The 19,316-nt window shown below is 74.3% G+C and carries 16 protein-coding genes; 14 read left to right on the forward strand and 2 right to left on the reverse strand.

Going from position 1 to position 19,316, the window contains the following annotated elements; genetic code table 11:
- The first annotated feature begins 245 nt into the window (after window positions 1–245).
- The 9 genes from AC0682_RS04995 (at window position 246) to AC0682_RS05035 (ending at window position 10,307) form a co-directional block, all read left to right on the forward strand.
- The gene (locus AC0682_RS04995; RefSeq protein WP_478530958.1) at window positions 246–2,537 is read left to right on the forward strand and encodes a PBS lyase; all 2,292 of its coding nucleotides are present in this window, start codon (window positions 246–248) and stop codon (window positions 2,535–2,537) included.
- Complete coding sequence (locus AC0682_RS05000; RefSeq protein ID WP_478530959.1) at window positions 2,534–2,848, forward strand: zinc ribbon domain-containing protein; 315 nt, start codon at window positions 2,534–2,536, stop codon at window positions 2,846–2,848. Before AC0682_RS04995 ends, AC0682_RS05000 begins: the two co-directional genes overlap by 4 nt.
- Before the next feature lie 124 nt (window positions 2,849–2,972).
- Window positions 2,973–3,713, forward strand: a complete 741-nt coding sequence (locus AC0682_RS05005) for a hypothetical protein (protein ID WP_478530960.1) — start codon at window positions 2,973–2,975, stop codon at window positions 3,711–3,713.
- Window positions 3,710–5,047 (forward strand): ATP-binding protein, encoded by a 1,338-nt coding sequence (locus AC0682_RS05010; RefSeq protein WP_478530961.1) that lies wholly within the window; start codon window positions 3,710–3,712, stop codon window positions 5,045–5,047. The genes AC0682_RS05005 and AC0682_RS05010 overlap by 4 nt, the downstream gene beginning before the upstream one ends.
- A 115-nt stretch (window positions 5,048–5,162) precedes the next feature.
- Complete coding sequence (locus AC0682_RS05015) at window positions 5,163–5,645, forward strand: SH3 domain-containing protein (RefSeq protein ID WP_478530962.1); 483 nt, start codon at window positions 5,163–5,165, stop codon at window positions 5,643–5,645.
- A gap of 149 nt (window positions 5,646–5,794) precedes the next feature.
- Entirely contained in the window at window positions 5,795–7,195 is a 1,401-nt protein-coding gene (locus AC0682_RS05020; RefSeq protein ID WP_478530964.1) for an FtsW/RodA/SpoVE family cell cycle protein, read from the forward strand.
- Window positions 7,192–8,649 (forward strand): penicillin-binding transpeptidase domain-containing protein, encoded by a 1,458-nt coding sequence (locus AC0682_RS05025; RefSeq protein WP_478530965.1) that lies wholly within the window; start codon window positions 7,192–7,194, stop codon window positions 8,647–8,649. The genes AC0682_RS05020 and AC0682_RS05025 overlap by 4 nt, the downstream gene beginning before the upstream one ends.
- A 96-nt stretch (window positions 8,650–8,745) precedes the next feature.
- Window positions 8,746–9,822: an amidase family protein gene (locus AC0682_RS05030; RefSeq protein ID WP_478530967.1), complete on the forward strand. Its 1,077-nt coding sequence runs from the start codon at window positions 8,746–8,748 to the stop codon at window positions 9,820–9,822.
- A complete protein-coding gene (locus tag AC0682_RS05035; RefSeq protein WP_478530968.1) occupies window positions 9,819–10,307 on the forward strand; it encodes a DUF3291 domain-containing protein in 489 nt (162 codons plus the stop codon). Before AC0682_RS05030 ends, AC0682_RS05035 begins: the two co-directional genes overlap by 4 nt.
- An 86-nt stretch (window positions 10,308–10,393) precedes the next feature.
- Here AC0682_RS05035 and AC0682_RS05040 read toward each other — a convergent pair whose 3' ends face one another.
- Together AC0682_RS05040 and AC0682_RS05045 are read right to left on the reverse strand one after the other, a co-directional pair.
- Window positions 10,394–11,251 (reverse strand): hypothetical protein, encoded by an 858-nt coding sequence (locus AC0682_RS05040; RefSeq protein WP_478530970.1) that lies wholly within the window; start codon window positions 11,249–11,251, stop codon window positions 10,394–10,396.
- Between the two features lie 279 nt (window positions 11,252–11,530).
- Window positions 11,531–12,676 carry a ferritin-like domain-containing protein gene (locus AC0682_RS05045; protein WP_478530971.1) on the reverse strand — a complete coding sequence of 382 codons (1,146 nt, stop codon included), beginning with the start codon at window positions 12,674–12,676 and terminating at the stop codon, window positions 11,531–11,533.
- A 230-nt stretch (window positions 12,677–12,906) separates the two neighbouring features.
- Between AC0682_RS05045 and AC0682_RS05050 the strand changes: the two genes are divergently transcribed.
- The 5 genes from AC0682_RS05050 to AC0682_RS05070 all read left to right on the forward strand — a co-directional run bounded on the left by AC0682_RS05050 (window position 12,907) and on the right by AC0682_RS05070 (window position 19,187).
- On the forward strand, window positions 12,907–13,842 hold the full coding sequence (locus AC0682_RS05050) for an AurF N-oxygenase family protein (RefSeq protein ID WP_478530972.1): 936 nt from the start codon (window positions 12,907–12,909) through the stop codon (window positions 13,840–13,842).
- A gap of 64 nt (window positions 13,843–13,906) precedes the next feature.
- Window positions 13,907–14,689 carry a TetR/AcrR family transcriptional regulator gene (locus tag AC0682_RS05055; RefSeq protein ID WP_254811677.1) on the forward strand — a complete coding sequence of 261 codons (783 nt, stop codon included), beginning with the start codon at window positions 13,907–13,909 and terminating at the stop codon, window positions 14,687–14,689.
- A gap of 4 nt (window positions 14,690–14,693) precedes the next feature.
- Entirely contained in the window at window positions 14,694–14,969 is a 276-nt protein-coding gene (locus AC0682_RS05060) for a hypothetical protein (protein ID WP_254811678.1), read from the forward strand.
- Between the two features lie 92 nt (window positions 14,970–15,061).
- Window positions 15,062–17,785, forward strand: coding sequence for an outer membrane protein assembly factor BamB family protein (locus AC0682_RS05065; protein ID WP_478530974.1), 2,724 nt, complete (start codon window positions 15,062–15,064; stop codon window positions 17,783–17,785).
- A 163-nt stretch (window positions 17,786–17,948) separates the two neighbouring features.
- Entirely contained in the window at window positions 17,949–19,187 is a 1,239-nt protein-coding gene (locus AC0682_RS05070; protein WP_478530975.1) for a C40 family peptidase, read from the forward strand.
- Window positions 19,188–19,316: the final 129 nt, after the last annotated feature.

The raw sequence follows: 19,316 nt of genomic DNA on the forward strand, positions 1-19,316 counted from the left end.
ACCGGGGCGCGTTTCCGCTGTTTCACCGGCGGCTCACGGGCTGCGGGGGATGCCATTGCGTCATGGCAGGGTCATGACCTGGTCACGGCATGAGGAAAGGCCACAAGTGGCGGGTGGATTGTCGGAGCCGTGGTGCACACTCTGCGCAGGCGCTTTCTTCGGGATACGCCGCAGGGGTGCGGGGAACAGGTGTGCGGGGGCGGGAGGAGCCTCCGGACACTGCCGTGACGTGGGGAGGGGATGGCGTGTTCTCGGGGATCGATGAGGTCGACTGGGCTTCGATGGAGCATGCCTACGGGCCCGCCGACGACGTGCCGGCGCTCCTTCGGGGGCTCGCCTCCGCCGATCCGGCGGAGCGGGAGAGCGCGCTCGACGGGATGTACGGGGCCGTACACCACCAAGGGGACGTCTACGCCTGCACCCTCGCGTGCATCCCCTTCCTCTTCGAACTCGCCGTCGACCCGGACGTGCAGGACCGGGGCGGCGTGGTCGAGCTGCTCACCAGCATCGGCGGCTTCGACCTGGACGAGGACGACGAGGAGATCGACGAGGACGAGATCGAGGGCGCCGCGAACTACGCGATGGCGGCGGCCGCGGTCACGGCTGGGGCTGGGGTCTTCTTCGAGCTGATCGCCGACGAGGACCGCGGGGTGCGGCTGGCCGCCCCGCTGGCGCTCGCCACCCTGCACCGGCACCCCGTGCGGGTCCTGGCGCTGGTGCGGGAGCGGCTGCCGGTGGAGCCCGACGAGGAGGTGCGGCTCGCCCTGGTGGAGGCGGCCGGGCGGATCGCCCTGCGCCACCGTCCGCTGGCCGGGCAGGTGGCCCAGTGGCTGACCCTGCTGGTGGACCGGGAGCGGGCACCGGGGCTGCGGCTCGCCGCGCTGGCCCAGCTGGCCCGCTGCTCGCCCGACGCGCTGCCCCGGGATGTGGTGCCCGTCGTGTCGGGGTTGCTGCGCGAGCTGCGTACGGCCCCGGGGGCCGCCGCGACCGCCCCCGAGCACGAGCAGTACGCACGCCAGGGGCCCTACGAGCCCTACGGACCGCAGACCGACAGGGCGTCCGAGCCTCAGCCCGGCCCGTACGAGCCCTACGAGCCCTACGAACAGCCGCATGAGCCGCTCGCCCCGGACGGCGAGCCCGACCCCGACGCCGAGGCCGAGCCGGAGGCCGACCCCTTGGGATCGGCGGAGGCCTCCCGGGCCGAGCAGGCCGCGGCGCCGACCCTGGTGGGCCAGTTGCGGGCGCTCTCCGCCCAGGAGAGCGCCGGGCGAGGCGCCCCCTGGGCCGCCGATCTGCTGCGCACCCTGCACGTCGGCCTGGACGACCGGGTGGGCGACCGCACGGCCCTCCTCGTGGACCAGCTCCGCAGCCCCGACCGCTGGCAGCGCATCGACGCCGTACGGATGAGCGGTGGGCTGATACGGGCCTGGCGCGGTTCGTACGAGGAGTTGGTGGGGCTCGTCGGGGACCAGCTCTCCGACCCCGAGCCCCGGCTGGCCGAGGCCGCCTCCCACGTCCTGGAGGAGCTGTTCTCGCTGGCGGCCCCCACCGCCGACGCCCTGGCGGCCCGGCTGGCGGCCGATCCGGGGGGCTGGGTGAAGGAGTGGGCCAGCGGCCCGCCGGGGCTCGGCTCCACCGTGAAGGCGCTGGCCCGGCTCGGGGACGCCCGCGCGGTGCCCGCCCTGGCGGCGGCCCTGGAGCTGCCGGAGGTGCCGCACGACGTGGGGTTCGCCGTCGCCCATCTCGGGTCGGCCGCCCTTCCGCTGGCCGGGGCGCTGCGGCGCAGGCTGGCCGGGGTGCCGCTGGACGAGGGCGCGTACGACCGGGCGAGCCCGTTACTGGCCGGGCTGACCGGGCTGCGGGCGGGCGAGGCGACCCCGGAGGTGCTGCGGCTGCTGCGCGGCGCCCCGGCGTACCGGGGCGAATGGCTGCGTACGGCGGCGCTGCGGGCGCTCGGCTCGTTCGGGCCCGCCGCCCGGGAGGCGGTGCCGGAGCTGCGCGCGATGCTGCGGCGTCCGGGGACGGCCACGGAGGCGGCCGAGGCGCTGTGGGCCGTCGCCGGGGACCGGGACGCGGTGCTGCCGGTGCTGGTCGAGGGGCTCGGCTCGGACCAGGTGCACGACCGGCGGGCCGCCGCGGCGGCGCTGGGGGCGCTCGGGCCGCAGGCGGCGGCGGTGGCGCCCCGGCTGCGCGGACTGCTGGGCCATGACGAACTGTGGCTGCGGGTGGACGCGGCGATCGCGCTGCGGAAGGTGTCGGGGCGGACGGAGGAGGGCACCGAGGTGCTGCTGGACGCCTGGGAGAGGAACCGCCATGTCCGGGTCCGGGTGGCGGAATGCCTGGCGCGGACGGGACCGGTCGACCCGGCGTCGACGACGGCACAGGTGCTCCGCGCCGAACTCTCCTCCGTACGCCGTCACAACGCGCTGGACGGCGGGTACGGCAGCCATGACACCCACGAGGACGAGAAGCTCCTGGCCCTGTGCCGACAGGCACTCCGGGGGACGGGGAAGACGGGGAGAGGAAGCACGGCATGATCATTTTCGGTACCAAGGGCTATCTGTACCAACTGGCCATCCTGACGATGGTCTGCGGCTGGTGCGGCAATCCGGCGGCGCACACCCTGCGCAAGCGGGTCACGAAGTTCACGCTGTTCTTCGTCCCGCTGTTCCCGTTCTCGACGAAGTACGCCACGCAGTGCACGTTCTGCGGCGGTGAGCAGCAGATATCCCCGGAGCAGGCCGATCAGCTCCTCGCCCAGCACGGCGCCGGTCCCGACGGCCGGTCGGGGCAGGCACCGCGGCAGCCGGGCTTCACGCAGCCGGGGCAGAGCCCGTTCCAGCGCTGAGCGCGCTCCGCTCCCGGGTCCCCCCGAGCCGGGAAGCAGCCGGTCACGTACAGGTACGAAGTGGGCATTGGGTATGGTCCCGTCCTAGGGTGTAGGCCCCCGTCGTCCACGAGGAGGGCCAGCCGTGCGCCCGGTTCGCGTCCGTACCGTCGCCGCCGCCGTGGCCGGGCTCGCCCTGCTCTCCGGCTGCGGCTCGGCCGGCGGGCTGGAGAGCACCGGCGAGGCCCGTTCGGCGGTCGGGCCCGCCCGGCTCTGGCCCGACCTGCCGCCCGCCTCGGCCGCTCCCTACGACTACGGGGAGGGCGAGACCGCCAGGATCCCCGGGATCACGGTGCCCGGCGACGATGTGCACGGTCTGGACCCGGTCGCTGTGGCGCAGGCCGGGCTGAAGGCCAGGACCGAGCGGGACAGCGGTCTGGACGAGCTGCCCGACGCGACGGTCCGGCAGATCCGGGCCTGCCGGACGGCACCGGACGACTGCCCGGTCCTCACCCCGTACTACTTCGACCTGACCGATGACGGCAGGGACGAACTGGTGCTCGGCATCCGGATGCCCGGACGACAGCTCGCCGTGCGGGCGTACCGGGCCGAGGACGGCGTGCTGACCCGGATCATGTCCACGGCGGACGCCGTGATCAGCGTGGAGCTGGCGGGCCGGGACCTGATCCTGCGGGCCCCTTCGGCGATCTCCGGGTACGAGTACCGCACCGCGTGGTCCTGGGACGACCGGCAGCAGGCGATGCTGGCCACCCGGGACGAGATCCTGCGGGTGCCCGAGCGGCGCGCGGAGCGCACGGCCCCCGCGCCCACGGCGCCTCCGTCGGGGACCCCGGCTGCGCCCACCCCCTCGGCGGACGGCCGATGAGACGGCGCCGGTTCCGCTCCCCCGCCTGGGCCTCGACCCTCACCTGGAAGGCCGCGGTCTTCCTCACCGCCATGTGCTGCACCCTGGCGGCCCTGCTCGGCGTCCTCGTGCACACGGCGGTCACCCGGCAGACGGTCTCCCACGCCCGGGAGAAGGCGCTGGCCCGGCTGGAGGTCGTCACCGCCGCGTACGAGGCCGGGGAGCCGCTGCCCCGGGGCTCCGGCATCGACCCGCCGGGGCTGCCCGCCTCGCTGCGCGCCCTGGCCGCGGGCGGCGAGCGCGGCACCCTGGTCGCGGACGGCCCGCACCGGCCGGGCGACCCGGACGGGCGGGGCGGCCCCGCGATGTGGGCGGCGGGCCCGGCGGACGGGCGGGCGCTGGCCACCTGGACGGACTACAGCCACAGCGCCCGCACCATCGCGGGGCTGGACCGGGCGATCGTCGGCTCCTCGCTGCTGGCCATCGCCGCCACGCTCGTCGTCGGCCTCTTCGCGGTCGGCCGGGTGACCCGCAGGCTGCACCAGACGGCCCGGGTGGCCCGCCGGATCAGCGCGGGCGACCTGGACGCCCGGGTCGACGACCCGCGTACGGCCCGCCCCCCGCGCGGCCAGGACGAGGTGGCGATCGTCTCGGGCGCCCTGGACACCATGGCCTCCAGCCTCCAGCGCAAGCTCCAGACGGAGCAGCGGTTCACCGCCGATGTGGCGCACGAGCTGCGCACCCCGCTCACCGGGCTCTCGGCCGCCGCCGAGCTGCTGCCGCCGGGGCGTCCGGCGGAGCTGGTGCGGGACCGGGTGCGGGCGATGCGGGCGCTGACCGAGGACCTGCTGGAGATCTCGCGCCTGGACGCCCGTACCGAACAGGTGGACCTGGCCGTGCACGACCTCGCCCCGGTGGTGGAGCGGGTCGTCCGGGCCTCCGGGACAGGGACCGGGGTGCGGGTCACCGGTGCGGCGCGGGTGGAGACGGACCGGCGGCGGCTGGAACGGGTGATCGGCAACCTGGTGGCCAACGCGCACCGGCACGGCGCGGGCCCGGTGGTGGTGGAGGTGTCGGGTGCGGTGGTCTCCGTACGCGACCACGGGCCGGGCTTTCCGGCGTACCTCCTGGAGGGCGGTCCGCAGCGGTTCCGCACGGACGGCGCAGGCAAGGGCCACGGACTCGGGCTGACCATCGCGGTGGGCCAGGCGGCGGTGATCGGGGCGCGGCTGGAGTTCGTGAATCCCCCGGACGGCGGGGCGCTGGCCCGGCTGACACTGCCGGAGTACGTGCGCCTCGACGGGGAGGATTCGGCCGGGAACGCGGGCGAACAGGGCGCCGCGGCCACGGAGTAGCCCGCCCGCATCACACACAGTGCGCGTTGCGGACTCTCCGTGTCCAATTTAGCGTGACGAAGGCGAGCCCGGCTCGCGTCCCCCACACCCCTCTTCCCTCTCCTCTGGAGGCAGCATGTCCCCCCTGTCCCGCCCCTCGCGGTTCCGCCGGATCGGTCTCTGCGTCGCCACCGGCACCCTCGCGGCGGTCACGGCCGCCGCCCCCGCTCTGGCGGCGGACCCGAGCCCCACCGACCACCGCGACCGGCCCACCGCCGCGGCCCCGGCCTCCGACGAGCTCTCCGCCTCCGCCCTCCAGCGCGAGCACGAGGCCCGGCAGGACGCCCAGGCGCAGAACCAGGCCAAGCCGCAGGCCCCCAAGCGGACCTACAAGGGCCGGGTCATCGCCAAGCCGTACCTGCTGCTGCGCGACCGCCCGACCCGGAGCAGCAAGGTCGTGGGCTCGGTGAAGTACGGCACCGTCGTCAACATCTTCTGCAAGACGACCGGTGACAACGTCGACGGCAACAACCGCTGGTACCTGCTGACCGACGGCACCTGGGCCTGGGGCTCGGCCCGCTACATCGAGAACATCGGTGCCGCGCCGCGCTACTGCTGACACGTCCGGCACCTGCTCGTCCCGTCCGCCCGGAAGCCACTCGCTTCCGGGCGGACGTGCTGTGACATGGACGGCGTGCGCTGTGACATAGGACGGCGTGCGCTATGACATAAGGGAAATACGGCACGCCTCTTGCTACGTTGCGACCCATGACCGCAACGACGGCGGACGCTCCCCCGCCCGAGCTTCGCCTGGCCAGACGGCGCGGGGTCGAGCTGTCGCTCCTCATCGGGGCCGTCCTGATCTCCGTCTACGGTTACGCGGCCGTCGGCCTCGCCCACGACGGGGCGGTGCCCCCCGATGTCGCCGGTTACGGCGCCGGGCTCGGCACGCTCGCCCTGCTGGCCCATGTCGCGGTCCGCTTCCGGGCCCCGTACGCCGATCCGCTGCCGCTGCCGATCGCCGTCCTGCTCAACGGGCTGGGCCTCGTACTGATCTACCGGCTCGACCTGGAGACCCCGCGCGACCAGGCCGCCCCCACCCAGCTGATCTGGTCCACGCTCGGGGTGGCGCTGTTCGCCCTCGTCGTGGTGCTGCTCCGGGACCACCGGGTGCTCGCGCGCTACGCCTATCTCTCGGTCGCCACCGCGCTCGCCCTGATGATCGTGCCGATCTTCTTCCCTGCGGTGAACGGGGCGAAGATCTGGATCCGGATCGGCGGGCTCTCCTTCCAGCCCGGGGAGTTCGCCAAGATCCTGCTCGCCGTCTTCTTCGCCGCCTATCTCGCGGCCAACCGCAACGCGCTCGCGTACACGGGGCGCACGTTCGGGAAGCTGCAACTGCCCACCGGCCGGGTGCTCGGCCCGATCGTGGCGATCTGGCTGCTCAGCGTCGGCGTGCTGGTGCTGGAGAGGGACCTCGGCACCTCGCTGCTCTTCTTCGGGCTCTTCGTCATCATGCTGTACGTGGCGACCGGCCGGACCGGCTGGATCGCGGTCGGGATGCTGCTGGCGGCCGTCGGGGCGTTCGTCGTCGGCTCGTTCGAACCGCATGTGCACGGGCGGGTGCAGGACTGGCTGGACCCGTTCGCCTCGATCGAGGCGGGACGGGGCCCGGGCCAGCTCGCCCAGTCCCTCTTCGCCTTCGCGGCGGGAGGGATGCTCGGGACCGGGCTCGGGGCGGGCCACTCGGTCCTCATCGGCTTCGCCGTCAAGTCCGACTTCATTCTGGCGACCGCGGGCGAGGAGCTGGGGCTGAGCGGACTGACCGCGATCTTCCTGCTGTACGCGCTCCTCGTGGCGCGCGGCTACCGGACCGGGCTAGCCCTGCGCGACCCGTTCGGACGGCTGCTGGCCATCGGGCTCGCCTCCATCCTGGCGCTCCAGGTGTTCGTGATCGCGGGCGGGGTGATGGGGCTGATCCCGCTGACCGGGATGGCGATGCCGTTCCTGGCGCAGGGCGGCTCGTCCGTCGTCACCAACTGGATCATCGTGGCGTTGCTGATCCGGCTCAGCGATGTCGCGCGTCGGCCGCACCCGGAACAGGTGGAGACCGGGGTCATCGCGAGCGCCACCGGCGCGGTGGGCACCCCTGGGGAGAGGGACCAGTGATCCGATACATCCGGCGGGCCGCCGCCCTCTGCCTTCTGCTGCTCGCGGCGCTGCTCGTCAACGCGGCCCGCGTCCAGCTCTTCGAGGCCGACGAGCTGGACGCCAACCCCGCCAACCGCCGTACCACCATCGCCCGTTACGACCAGCCGCGCGGCAACATCCTCGTCGGTGACAGGGCGGTGACCGGCAACAAGGAGACCGGCGAGCAGCTCAGTTTCGAACGCACCTACCTGCACGGCCCGTTGTACGCCCCGGTGACCGGATACGCCTCGCAGACGTACGGCACCACGCTCATCGAGCACGCCGAGGACGGCGTCCTCTCCGGTACGGCTTCGCTGCTGGCCCCGCTCCCCTTCTGGAACGAGTTCACCCGGGGCCGGCAGCCGGGCGGCAACGTCGTCACGACGGTCAAGGAGTCGATGCAGCGCGCCGCGTACGCCGGGCTGAGCGGACGGCGCGGCGCGGTCGCCGCCCTGGAGCCGTCGACGGGCAGGATCCTGGCGCTGGTCTCGACCCCCTCGTACGACCCCGAGCGGCTGTCGGGCACCGGCTCTGCCGTCACCGAGGCCTGGGCCCGGCTGAACGCGTCCAAGAGCCTGCCGATGCTCAACCGGGCCATCCGGCAGACCTATCCGCCGGGCTCCGCCTTCAAGATCGTGACAGCGGCGGCGGCCCTGGACGCCCGGGTGGTGACGGAGCCGGACGCGCCGACGGACACCCCGTCCCCGTACGTCCTGCCGAACACCCGGACGGTCCTCCCCGACGAGGCGCGCGGCTGCGAGAAGGCCTCGCTGGCCGACGCGATCCGGGTCTCCTGCAACACGGTCATGGCCCATCTGGGGGTGGAGGTCGGGCTGGCGGGGATGGTGGAGACGGCGGGCCACTTCGGCTTCAACGACAGCGGGCTGCGCATCCCGTCCGGAGTGGCGCGGAGCAACTTCGACACCGACATGAGCGAGGACCAGCTCGCGCTCTCCTCGATCGGGCAGTTCAACACCACCGCGACCCCGCTCCAGATGGCGATGGTCGCGGCGGCCGTGGCCAACGGGGGCGATCTGCGCTACCCGTACCTGGTCGACCGGGTGACCACCGGCGGCGGGGACACCGTCCGGCAGCAGGGCCCGCGCTCCTACGCCCGGGCGATGAGCCCCTCCACCGCCGTGCGGCTCCAGCGGATGATGGTCGACGTGGTGGAGAACGGCACCGGGTCGAACGCGGCGATCGAGGGTGTGACGGTCGGCGGCAAGACCGGCACCGCCCAGCACGGCGTCGACAACTCCGGTCTCCCGTACGCCTGGTTCATCTCCTGGGCCCAGGCCCGGGACTCCGGTCGCCCGACCGTCGCGGTCGCCGTGGTGGTGGAGGACGCGGCGGCGGACCGGGCCGACATCAGCGGCGGCGGCAGCGCGGCCCCCATCGCCCGGGCGGTGATGGAGGCGGCGCTGGAGGGGTGAGGGGCCCGGGGAGCCTGCACGCGGGTCGGGTCGGGTCGGGTCGGGTCGGGTCGGGTCGGGTCGGGTCGGGGAGACCGTACGGGGAGACTGGCGGGCATGACATCGAGACCGTCCGCCGTGGCGCGGGCGCTGGAGCGGATCGCCCGACGGGACCCGGCGCTCGGCGCGTTCATCGAGGTGTGGCCGAGGGAAGCCCTCGCCCGTGAGCCCGCGGCCCGGGAACTCCCCCTGTGCGGGCTGCCGTTCGCGGTGAAGGGCCGCACGGGCATCCGCTCGTACGCGGCCCGTCGGCTGATCGCGGCGGGCGGTGTCCCGGTCGGCGCGACCTCGGTGCCCGGACCCGGTACGGCCTGGCAGACCTGGGGGCAGGGGGCCCAGGGCCGTACGGTCAACCCGTGGCGGGCCGACCGTACGCCCGGCGGTTCGTCGGCGGGCTCGGCGGTCGCGGTGGCGGCGGGGATGGTGGAGCTGGCGACGGGGAGCGACGGGGCCGGTTCGGTGCGCATCCCGGCCGCCTGGTGCGGGGTGTTCGGGCTGAAGACGACGAACGGGCTGCTGCCGTCCCCGGACGCCTCGGGCCTGGCGTCGGCGGGGGTGCTGGCCCGTTCGGCGGCGACCGCGGAGAAGTACGTACGCCATGTGCTGCCCGGGTACGGGGAGCCCGCCGCCCCTGCCCTGCCCCTGGCCGCCGTGTACAGCGAGGACCTGGGGTTCGCGGAGGTGGACCCGGAGGTGGCGGGCGCGGTGCGGGCGGCGGTGGACCGGCTGGTCGCGGCGGGGGCCGTGCGCCTGGTGGACGCCCCGTGCGCGCTGCTCGACCCGGGGCGGGCCTGGCTGGCGGTACGGGGCGGGGCGGCCAAGGAGCCGGAAGCGGTGGCGGTCCGGCGGGCGAACGACGAACGGCTGGACGCCCTCCTCGCCGCCGCGCCCCTGTTGCTGACCCCGGCCACCCCGAACCGGCCGCACGGGCACGAGGGGCCAGGCGACCGGTACTCCACGGCCCTGACCTGGGCGTTCAACCTGAGCGGCCATCCGGCGGCGAGCGTGCCCGCCGGGTTCACCGGGGACGGCTGCCCGGTGGGGCTCCAGTTGGTGGCGGCGCGCGGGGCGGACGTCTCGCTCCTCGGAATGGCCCGCGCGGTGGAGAACGCCCTGCCTACCGTGCGGCCATGACGACGACTATCGAGACAGAGACCACCGGCCCGAGACACGAGTTGGCCCAGGTGAACATCGCCCGACTCCGATTCCCCCTGGAATCACCGCAGTTGAAGGACTTCATGGACGCGCTGGACCCGGTGAACGCGGTCGCCGACGCGGCGGAGGGGTTCGTCTGGCGGCTGCGCTCGGACTCCGGCAACGCCACCGACGTCCCGGTCCTCGGGGACGACTGGCTGATCGTCAACATGTCGGTGTGGCGGGACGCCGACGCGCTCACCGACTTCATGTACGCGGGGCAGCACCGGGAGTTGCTGAAGCGGCGCCGCGAGTGGTTCGCGCACACGCGGGAGGCCATGTCCGCCTTGTGGTGGGTGCCCGCGGGGGAGCGCCCGACGGTGGCGGACGCCGAGGAGCGCCTGCTGCATCTGCGTGAACACGGCCCGACCGAGCGGGCGTTCACCCTGCGCACCCGCTTCCCGGCACCGGCGGGGGTGCGCTGACCGGCGGGGCGGGGCGCGCTGAGAGCCCGGGGACGGGGGCGGGACACTCACCCCCCGCCCCCGTCCCCGGCCGTTCAGCCGACCGCTCAGCCGATCGGCTGCCGGATCTCCTCGCGGATCTTCGCGGTCTCCACCGCGGCCGCCTCCAGGTCGATCGACCGGGCGTCCTTGAGGGCGGTCTCGGCTCGGATGATCCCCACCGAGACCCCCGTGTTGTCGTCGCCCCAGGCGCACATCGGCACGTTGGCCTTGACGCCGCCCTTGTCCGACTGGAGCACCTGGCACTCCAGCGCGATGTCGTACCCGGCGGGGGTGAACTTCTTCGGCGGTACGACGACGCTCGCCCCGTCCCCGGCGGCCCCGCCCTCCATCATCTTGCCGGTCATCACCTCCGGGTCCGCGAACCGCCCGTACATCCCGGAGATCACCAGCGCCCCGCCCTTGGCCGAGCTGTACTGCCCGACCACCGCCTTCGCGTCCCGGACGGTGGGGTCGTACATCTTCTCGATCTTCCTGCCCTCGGTGGACGACAGATCCTGGGCCAGGGTGAACTCGCCGTCCAGCAGCTTCTGTTCCAGGACGAGCTGGTACTTGGCATCCGGGAAGGCCGCGTCGGCGGTCTTCCCGGCCAACTGGGAGACGCCGAAGGTGATACCGGCCGCCACCACGACCGCACCGGCCACGATCCCGACGACCAGCCCGGTCCGCTTCTTCCGCGGCGGCTGCGCCCCCGGGCCCTGGAGCGGCCAGGCGCCCGCGCCGGGTGCGGCGGGCGGCTGCCCCCAGCCGCCGGGCTGCTGCTGGGGCGGGTAGCCGTAGGGCTGCTGCGGGTGGTGCTGCGGCGGCACCCCGGGGGCGGCGGCGGGCGGACCGTAGGAGCTCTGCGGCGGGTGCGCGGGCGGCGGGCCGTACGGGCCCTGCGGCGGCTGAGGCGGGGTGGTCATGCGCTCACCGTACGACACGTTTGCGAACGGAATTTCGACGCGGACGACATCGGTACAGGGTCGGGACGAACACCCTCCTTCGCCGGGGCCGCCGGGGCCGCCGGGGGCACCCCGGGGGCGCGCTCCCTCACCCCAAAGGCTCGCGCCTGCGCAGCCGTTCCGCCGGCGCCCCGGCCGTCCGGTCAGGCACCAGGCGCCCCGCGCACCCCACGGGAAGCGGCGCCGAGGCCTCCACCCCGGGAGCTGCCACTTCAGGCCTCCACCCCCGGAAGCGACCGCTCAGGCCGCTTCCCTCCCCTCCCCGGCCGTCTCCGAGGCCGCTCCCCCGGCCCCCTCCCCGATCGCCTCCGCGACCTCCGCCACCCGGGCCCGCTCCTCGGCCGCGAAGCGTTCGCGGTCCAGTTGCTCGGCTATCTCCTCGTCCTGGGACATCAGCAGGTCCAGGTTGGAGTCGCCCAGTTCCAGGACGCCCATCTCGACGTAGGCCTTCTGGAGGCGCGGGCCCCAGAGGCCGATGTCCTTGACGCACGGGACGATCCGGCTGAACAGGAGCTTGCGGAAGAGCTGGAGGAACTCGGAGTGCTCCGAGAGGTCCTTCGCCTCCTGCTTGCCGATGCCGAAGTTCTCCAGGACCTCGACGCCGCTGAGCCGGTCGCGCATCAGGTAGCAGCCCTCGATGACGAACTCCTCGCGCTCGCGCAGTTCGGCGTCGCTGAGCTGCTGGTAGTAGTCGCGCAGCGCCATCCGCCCGAAGGCGACATGGCGGGCCTCGTCCTGCATGACGTACGCGAGGATCTGCTTGGGCAGCGGCTTGGTGGTGGTGTCGCGGATCATGCCGAAGGCGGCGAGCGCCAGGCCCTCGATCAGGACCTGCATCCCGAGGTAGGGCATGTCCCAGCGGGAGTCGCGCAGGGTGTCGCCCAGCAGGCCCTGGAGGTTGTCGTTGACCGGGTAGAGCATGCCGATCTTCTCGTGCAGGAAGCGGCCGTAGATCTCCGCGTGCCGGGCCTCGTCCATGGTCTGGGTGGCGGAGTAGAACTTGGCGTCCAGGTCGGGGACGGACTCCACGATCCTGGCCGCGCAGACCATCGCGCCCTGCTCGCCGTGGAGGAACTGGCTGAACTGCCAGGAGGTGTAGTGCTTGCGCAGCTCGCCCCGGTCCTTCTCGGTCATCTTCGCCCAGTGCGGGGTGCCGTGGAGCGTGAGCGCCTCGTCGGGGGTGCCGAGCGGGTCGGTGGGGTCGACCTCCTGGGACCAGTCGATGCGCTTGTCGCCGTCCCACTGCTTGTCCTTGCCCTTCTGGTAGAGGGCGAGGAGGCGTTCGCGGCCGTCGTCGTAGTCCCAGCTGAACCGGGCGGCCCCGGTGGCGGGGACCTGCCAGAGCGGTTCGCCGGGCGGGGTGGTGTAGAGGTCATGCGTGGACACGGACGGCTCCTTCGCCTCGGCTGTCTCCCCTGTTTCCTTGGCTCCGGCGGCAGTTGAGCGGGCATCGGCCGCCTCCCCGGCAGGTTCACACGTTGGTAGACGGTGAGTCAACAAGTTGCACACGGCCGGACGGAGTGGCGCGCGAGGGATTGACGCCCTTGCTGACGAGGAGTCTCATAAGATGTGACCGCCGGTAACTCCCCTTGGCTCCCCCGTGTGAGGTGCTCGCCATGACGACCGTGACCGACCGCGACCTGACCCTGCTCCGCGACGCGCTCGGCCCGCTCCGCGACCGCGAGCAGGTCGCCGCCCGCCTGCTGGAATCCTCGGCCAAGCACTCCTTCGACCCCGACACCGAGCTCGACTGGGACGCGGCTGTCGAGGAGGGCAGGTGGTTCTGGCCGCCGGAGCTGCTCTCGCTCTACGACACCCCGATGTGGCACCGCATGTCGGAGGAGCAGCGCCTGGACCTCTCCCGGCACGAGGGCGCGGCCCTCGCCTCGCTCGGCATCTGGTTCGAGATCATCCTGATGCAGCTGCTGGTGCGGCACGTCTACGACAAGCCCGTCACCAGCAACCACGTCCGCTACGCCCTCACCGAGATTGCCGACGAGTGCCGCCACTCGATGATGTTCGGCCGCATGATCGACTGGGGCGGCGCCCCGACGTACGAGGTGCCGCGCGTCTACCACAACCTGGCGCGGGTCCTGAAGACCGTCTCCACCACTCCCGGTTCGTTCGCCGCGACCCTGCTCGGCGAGGAGATCCTCGACTGGATGCAGCGGCTGACGTTCCCCGACGACCGGGTGCAGACCCTGGTGCGCGGGGTGACCCGTATCCATGTCATCGAGGAGGCCCGGCACGTCCGGTACGCCCGCGAGGAGCTGCGCCGCCAGATGGTGACCGCCCCGCGCTGGGAGCGCGAACTCACCAAGGTCAGCTGCGGCGAGGCGGCCCGGGTCTTCTCCGTCTGCTTCGTCAATCCGCGGGTGTACGAGAACGTCGGCCTGGACCGGCGGGAGGCCGTCGCCCAGGTGCGGGCGAGCGGCCACCGCAGGGAGGTGATGCAGACCGGCGCCAAGCGGCTGACGGACTTCTTCGACGACATCGGGCTGCTGAACGGCGTCGGTCGCCGGCTGTGGCGCAGCTCGGGACTGCTGGCCTGATCGCGTGCGGACCGCAGCCCCCGGGCTCGGCGACCGGGATCGCGGACCCTTTACCCTCGGGGGCATGACGTCCACCGCCGCAGCCCCGCCGCCGCCCCGCGCGTACCGCAGGCTCAGCGTCGAGGAGCGCCGCGCCCAGCTCCTGGTCGCGGCGCTGGGCCTCTTCGCCCACCGGCCCCCCGACGAGGTCTCCCTCGACGAGGTGGCGGTGGCGGCCGGGGTCTCCCGGCCGCTGGTCTACCGCTACTTCCCGGGCGGGCGGCAGCAGTTGTACGAGGCCGCACTGGGCTCGGCCGCCGACGAGCTGAAGCTCTGCTTCACCGAGCCGGCGGTGGGCCCGCCCACCGAGCGGGTCGCTCGCGTCCTGGACCGCTACCTCCGCTTCGTCGACGAGCACGACACCGGGTTCAGCGCCCTGCTGCGCGGCGGCAGCGTCGTGGAGACCTCCCGGACGACGAGCATCGTGGACGGCGTCCGGCGGGCGGCGGCCGAGGAGATCCTCAGCCACCTCGGCCGGATCGGCGGCGCCGACGCCGGGGGGCGGAGCGCCGGGCCGCGGCTGCGGATGATGGTCCGCAGCTGGATCGCGGCCGTCGAGGCGGCCTCCCTGATCTGGCTGGACGAGGGCAAGCGCCCCCCGGCGGCCGAGCTGCGCGGCTGGCTGGTCGACCACCTCGTCGCCCTCCTCGCGGCGACGGCCGCCACCGACGAGGAGACCGCGGCGGTGGTCCGCGACCTGCTCGCCCTGGAGGCCCCCGGCGGACCGGCCGGGCGGCTGGCGGAGCTGGTCATCCCGGTCGTCGCCGGTGCCGCACACCTGCTGGCGCCCGCCCCTGCGGCAGACTGACCCGGTGAAGAGCGAGAACACCCCTTTCAGGGGCGGCCCCCTGGACGGCCGGGTCCTGCCGGTCCTGGTCGGCCCGACCGGCCACCCGCCCAAGTGGTACGAGGTCCCCGTGCCCTCCCCCGACGGCTCCCCGCCCACCGTGTACGCGTACGAACGCGTCCCGGCCGGCTACACCAAGCGGCTCGGCCTCCAGCGCGGCTGGGTCTACGAGTACGCCCCCGGCGGCCGCACCCGCCGCTCCCTCAAGTGGCCCTGGTCCAAGCCGGAGAGCCGCGACTAGGGTCCGGCATGCGCACAGGCCCTAAGATCGTCGGTCAGGTGCGGAGGGGCGGGCCGCCCGGGTGCCGCAGGACGGTCATAGGGGGGTGCGCCATGGAGGCGCTGCGTAGCGAGGATCCACGTCGTTTCGGGCGCTTCACCGTGCTGGCCCGCTTCCAGGAGACCGCGAGCGCCGTGCGGTACGCGGCGCGGGACACCGGCACCGGGGAGACCGTCGTGATCACCGCCGCGCGCCCCGCGCTCGCCGCCGTACCGGCCTTCCGGCGCCGCTTCGAGGCCGAGGCCCGTACCGCCGAACGCCTCGCGGGCGGCTGGGTGGCCCCGCCCCTGGAGACCGGTGACGGTGAGGCGGAGGGGGCCGGACTCCTCTGGACGGCCGCCGGTTACGTCCCCGCTCTGCCGCTGGCCGACGCGATCGGGATCGCCGGTCCGCTGCCGGAGCGCGCCCTGCGGATACTGGGCGCGGGCATCGCCGAGATCCTCTCCCGGGTGCACGCGGGCGGCGCGGTGCTCCAGGGGCTCGCCCCCGACACGGTGCTGCTGGCCGAGGACGGGCCCCGGCTCACCGCGTTCGGCCCGCTGGGCGCGGCGGCGACGGCACAGGCGCGGCCGGGCGGGCAGCTCTCGGTGCGGCTGGGCTACCTCACGCCGGAGCAGGTCGCGGGCAAGGAGGCCGGTGCCCCCTCGGACCTGTTCGTGCTGGGGCTGCTGCTGGCGTACGCGGCCACGGGGACGACCCCGTTCACGGAGGGCCCGCCGGAGGAGGCCGCCCGCCGCATCGCGGAGGCCGACCCCGAACTGGACGCCGTACCGGAGGAGTTGCGCGCTCTGATCGCCAGATGCCTGGCGAAGGACCCGGCGATGCGCCCCACCGCCGACACGGTCGCCGCCGAACTGGCCCTGGAGGGCGCGGCGGGCCTCGCCCGGGGCGGCTGGCTCCCCGAGCGGCTGGCGGCGGCGGTCGCGGACCAGGGGGCGCGGGTGCGCGCGCTGGAGGAAGCGTGGGAAGCGCCTGAGGTGGCGGACTCGGTGCCGGAGGCTGCGGATGCGGGGCCTGGGGGTGCGGTGCCTGCGGATGCGGGGCCTGGGCGTGCGGCGCTTCAGAAGGGCGATGCTGTGGGCACACCGGCTCCGGCCGACCCACGGATTCCTCTGGCCGACGACGACACCACCCCCGGCACCGGCGGCATCGGTGAGGACCGGGGCACCACCCGCTTCCTCAACACCGGCCCCGAGCCACCCCACTCCGACCGCGCGACCACCCAGCTCGCCCTCCCCCACCAGCCGCCCGCTCTCCCTGCCACCCCCGCCCACCAGCACACCCACGGCAGCCCCGCCCCCTACCCGGCCGCGGTGCTCCCGGGCTCCGCCGGGCCGGGGAGCGGCCAGGGTGCCGACGGCCGGAGCAGCAGCGGCCAGGACACCAACGGCCAGGGCAGCGGCAGCCCCATGGTCGCGCTGCCGCTCCCGCCCGCGCCCACCCCGCCGCCCGGCGGTCCCGCCCTCGGTCGGCGCGCCATGCTGACCGCGGCGGCCGCCGCGGTCGGCGGACTCGTCGTGGGCGGCGGGGCCGTCGCGGCGATCGGCGGCGGGGAGAGCGCGGTGGCCACGGACGCCAAGCCCGCGCCGCCCAAGCCCCGGCGCACGCTCCCCGGCCAGCCCCCGGAACCGCGCTGGATCTACGCCCATCCCTCCTCCGAGTCCACCCCCCTGACGGCCGCGCTCTGGCAGGACCGGCTGCTGGTGGTGACCAGCGAGAGCCAGGCGAGCGCCGTCGATCTGCGGACCGGCAAGCGGGTCTGGCAGCGCGCGGACGCCGCCGACGGCCAGGCGGTGCTGGCCGCCGGGGACCTCTGTTTCGTGGCGGGGCCGACGGAGTTCCTCTGGCTGGCGCCGAAGGACGGGGCGGTCGTGCACCGCCTGCGGTACGCGGACGGCTTCACCGACCTGCCCGGCCTCCAGGTGGGGCGGCCGGCGGGCCACTCCGGGGCCGTCGTCTGGTTCACCGGCTCGCACACGGTCACCGTGAAGGCCCCCAAGCCGGAGAAGGGCAAGAAGCAGGAGCCGGACAAGAAGGTGGTGCAGGCGCATCTCTTCGCGTACGACATCGTCCGGCGCGCCGAGCTGTGGCGTACGCCCGTACCGGCGGGCCGGGCTCCCGGCACTCCCCTGTACCGGGTGGTCGCGGAGCGCCCGGACGACATCCTCGTACAGCAGGAGCCGTCGACCCTGGCCCCGGCCGACGTCAAGGCGGCCAAGGGGAAGGGCTCCCTGCGCTGCTTCGACCGGGAGACCGGCAGGCTGCGGTGGACCAAGCAGTACGGCTCGGCCGCCCCCAACGCCGGAATCGCGGGCGACGAGGGCGGGATCCTGTACGCGTCGGTCGGCGCCGACCTCCAGTCGTTCGAGGCGGACACCACCAAGCCGCTCTGGCGGGTGACGGGCACGGAGGGTTCGTACTTCGGCATCCCGCTCGTGGCCGGGCCCTTCGTCCACACCTCCGAGCGCAGCCAGCAGATCGGCGCGGTGGAGCGGGAGACCGGGCGCTTCGTCTGGCGCCGCTCCACGGAGGTGCCGGCCGCCGGGGGCGCCCCCGCCCTCACCGTGAGCACCACCGGGGAGACGCTGTTCGCCGCCGACGCCGCCCAGGTCACCGCGTTCTCGGCGGCCGACGGGGAGCGCCTGTGGAAATTCCAGGACATCGGGGTGGCCGACCCGAAGGGGGAGACGGTGAGCGCCCCGTACCGCGTCCTGGCCTCCGGCGCTGACGTCATCGTCCAGCGGGCCAGGTCCTTCTACGCCTTCCCTGTCGCCTGAGCCGACCTGCCACGCGGTACGGCCGTCCGGGGCATCTCCCGGGCGGCACGCCCTGCGGTGCTTGCATCACCTGACACCGGGTGACCGGATTGATCGGATGAGATCCCTTGCCCGGGGACGGGTCCGGCTTCTCCCGGGCCGTCTCCCTCACGGAGGTGATGTCGTGTCACGCAGGCTCCTGCGGGTGGTCTGCACCGCCGCGCTCGCCGCGGCCATGGTGGTCTCCCCCGCCACCGCCGCACCGGCCGAGCCCCATCCCGTACCGCCCGGGGACGCAGGGGAAGCCTCGGGAGAAGCGGCGGAGGTCGACGCCGAAACCGCCCTCGCGGCCCCGGAGGCACCGGAGGCCCTCGGGGCCCCCACAGGCGTGGCCGCCCTTCTGCGGGAACTTCAGAGGCTCTACCAGGAGGCGGAGGAGGCGAGCGAGACGTACAACGCCACCGCCGAGAAGCTGAAGCAGCGGTCCGCCGAGGCGAAGAAGGTGGGCGCCGAGCTGGCGAAGGCGCGGGCCGCGCTGGAGCTGAGCCGGGGGGACGCCGGGCGGCTGGCCCGGGAGCAGTACCAGGGGCGCACCGAGTTCTCCGCCTACCTCCAGCTCCTGCTGGCCCGTGACCCGCTGCGCGCGCTGGACCAGAGCCATGTCGTCGAGCGGGTGGCGGCGGGCCGCGCGGCGACCGTGGAGCGCCTCACCGCCGACGCCCGCCGCGCCGACGCCCTGGCCGCCGCCGCGCGCAAGGCGGTCGACCAGCAGAAGCGGCTGGCCGCGCAGCAGCAGAAGCAGCGGGACACGGTCCAGGCCAAGCTGAGGAAGGTGGAAGGGCTGCTGGCGACGCTCTCCGCCGAGCAGCTGGCCCAACTGGCCGGGCTGGAGCAGCAGGGCGTGGCGGCGGCCCAGCGCGAACTGGTCGCCTCCGGGGCGCTCAGCACGGCCCGGCCGCCGACCCGGCAGGGCGCTGACGCCATCGCGTACGCGATGCGGCAGATCGGCAAGCCGTACCTGTGGGGCGCCGAGGGCCCGGACGCGTACGACTGCTCCGGGCTGACCTCCCAGGCGTGGGCGGCGGCGGGACGGCCGGTCCCCCGCACCTCCCAGGAGCAGTGGAAGCAGCTCCCGAAGGTGCCCGTCTCCTCGCTGCGCCCCGGCGACCTGGTGGTCTACTTCCCGAAGGCGACCCATGTGGCGCTCTACATCGGCGACGGCCTGGTCGTGCAGGCGCCCCGCCCCGGCGCCGAGGTGAAGGTCTCGCCGCTGGCGTCCAACCCGCTGCTGGGCGCGGTCCGCCCCGACCCCGGCGGCGTACCGCTCTCCACGTACACCCGCCCGGAACTCCCCGAGGGCGCCCGCGACGGCGCGGACACCGGCTACAGCGCGGACGGTGCGCCGGAACGGGCAGCGGAATAGGCCCGGGGGGGGGGGGGGGGGGGGGGGGGGGGGGGGGGGGGGGACGGGGGGGAGGGGGGGGGGGGGGGGGGGGGGGGGGGAGGAGGGAGGGGGGGGGGGGGAGGAGGGGGGGGGGGGGAGGGAAAAAAC

It is taken from the genome of Streptomyces sp. NPDC043746 (assembly GCF_056436485.1).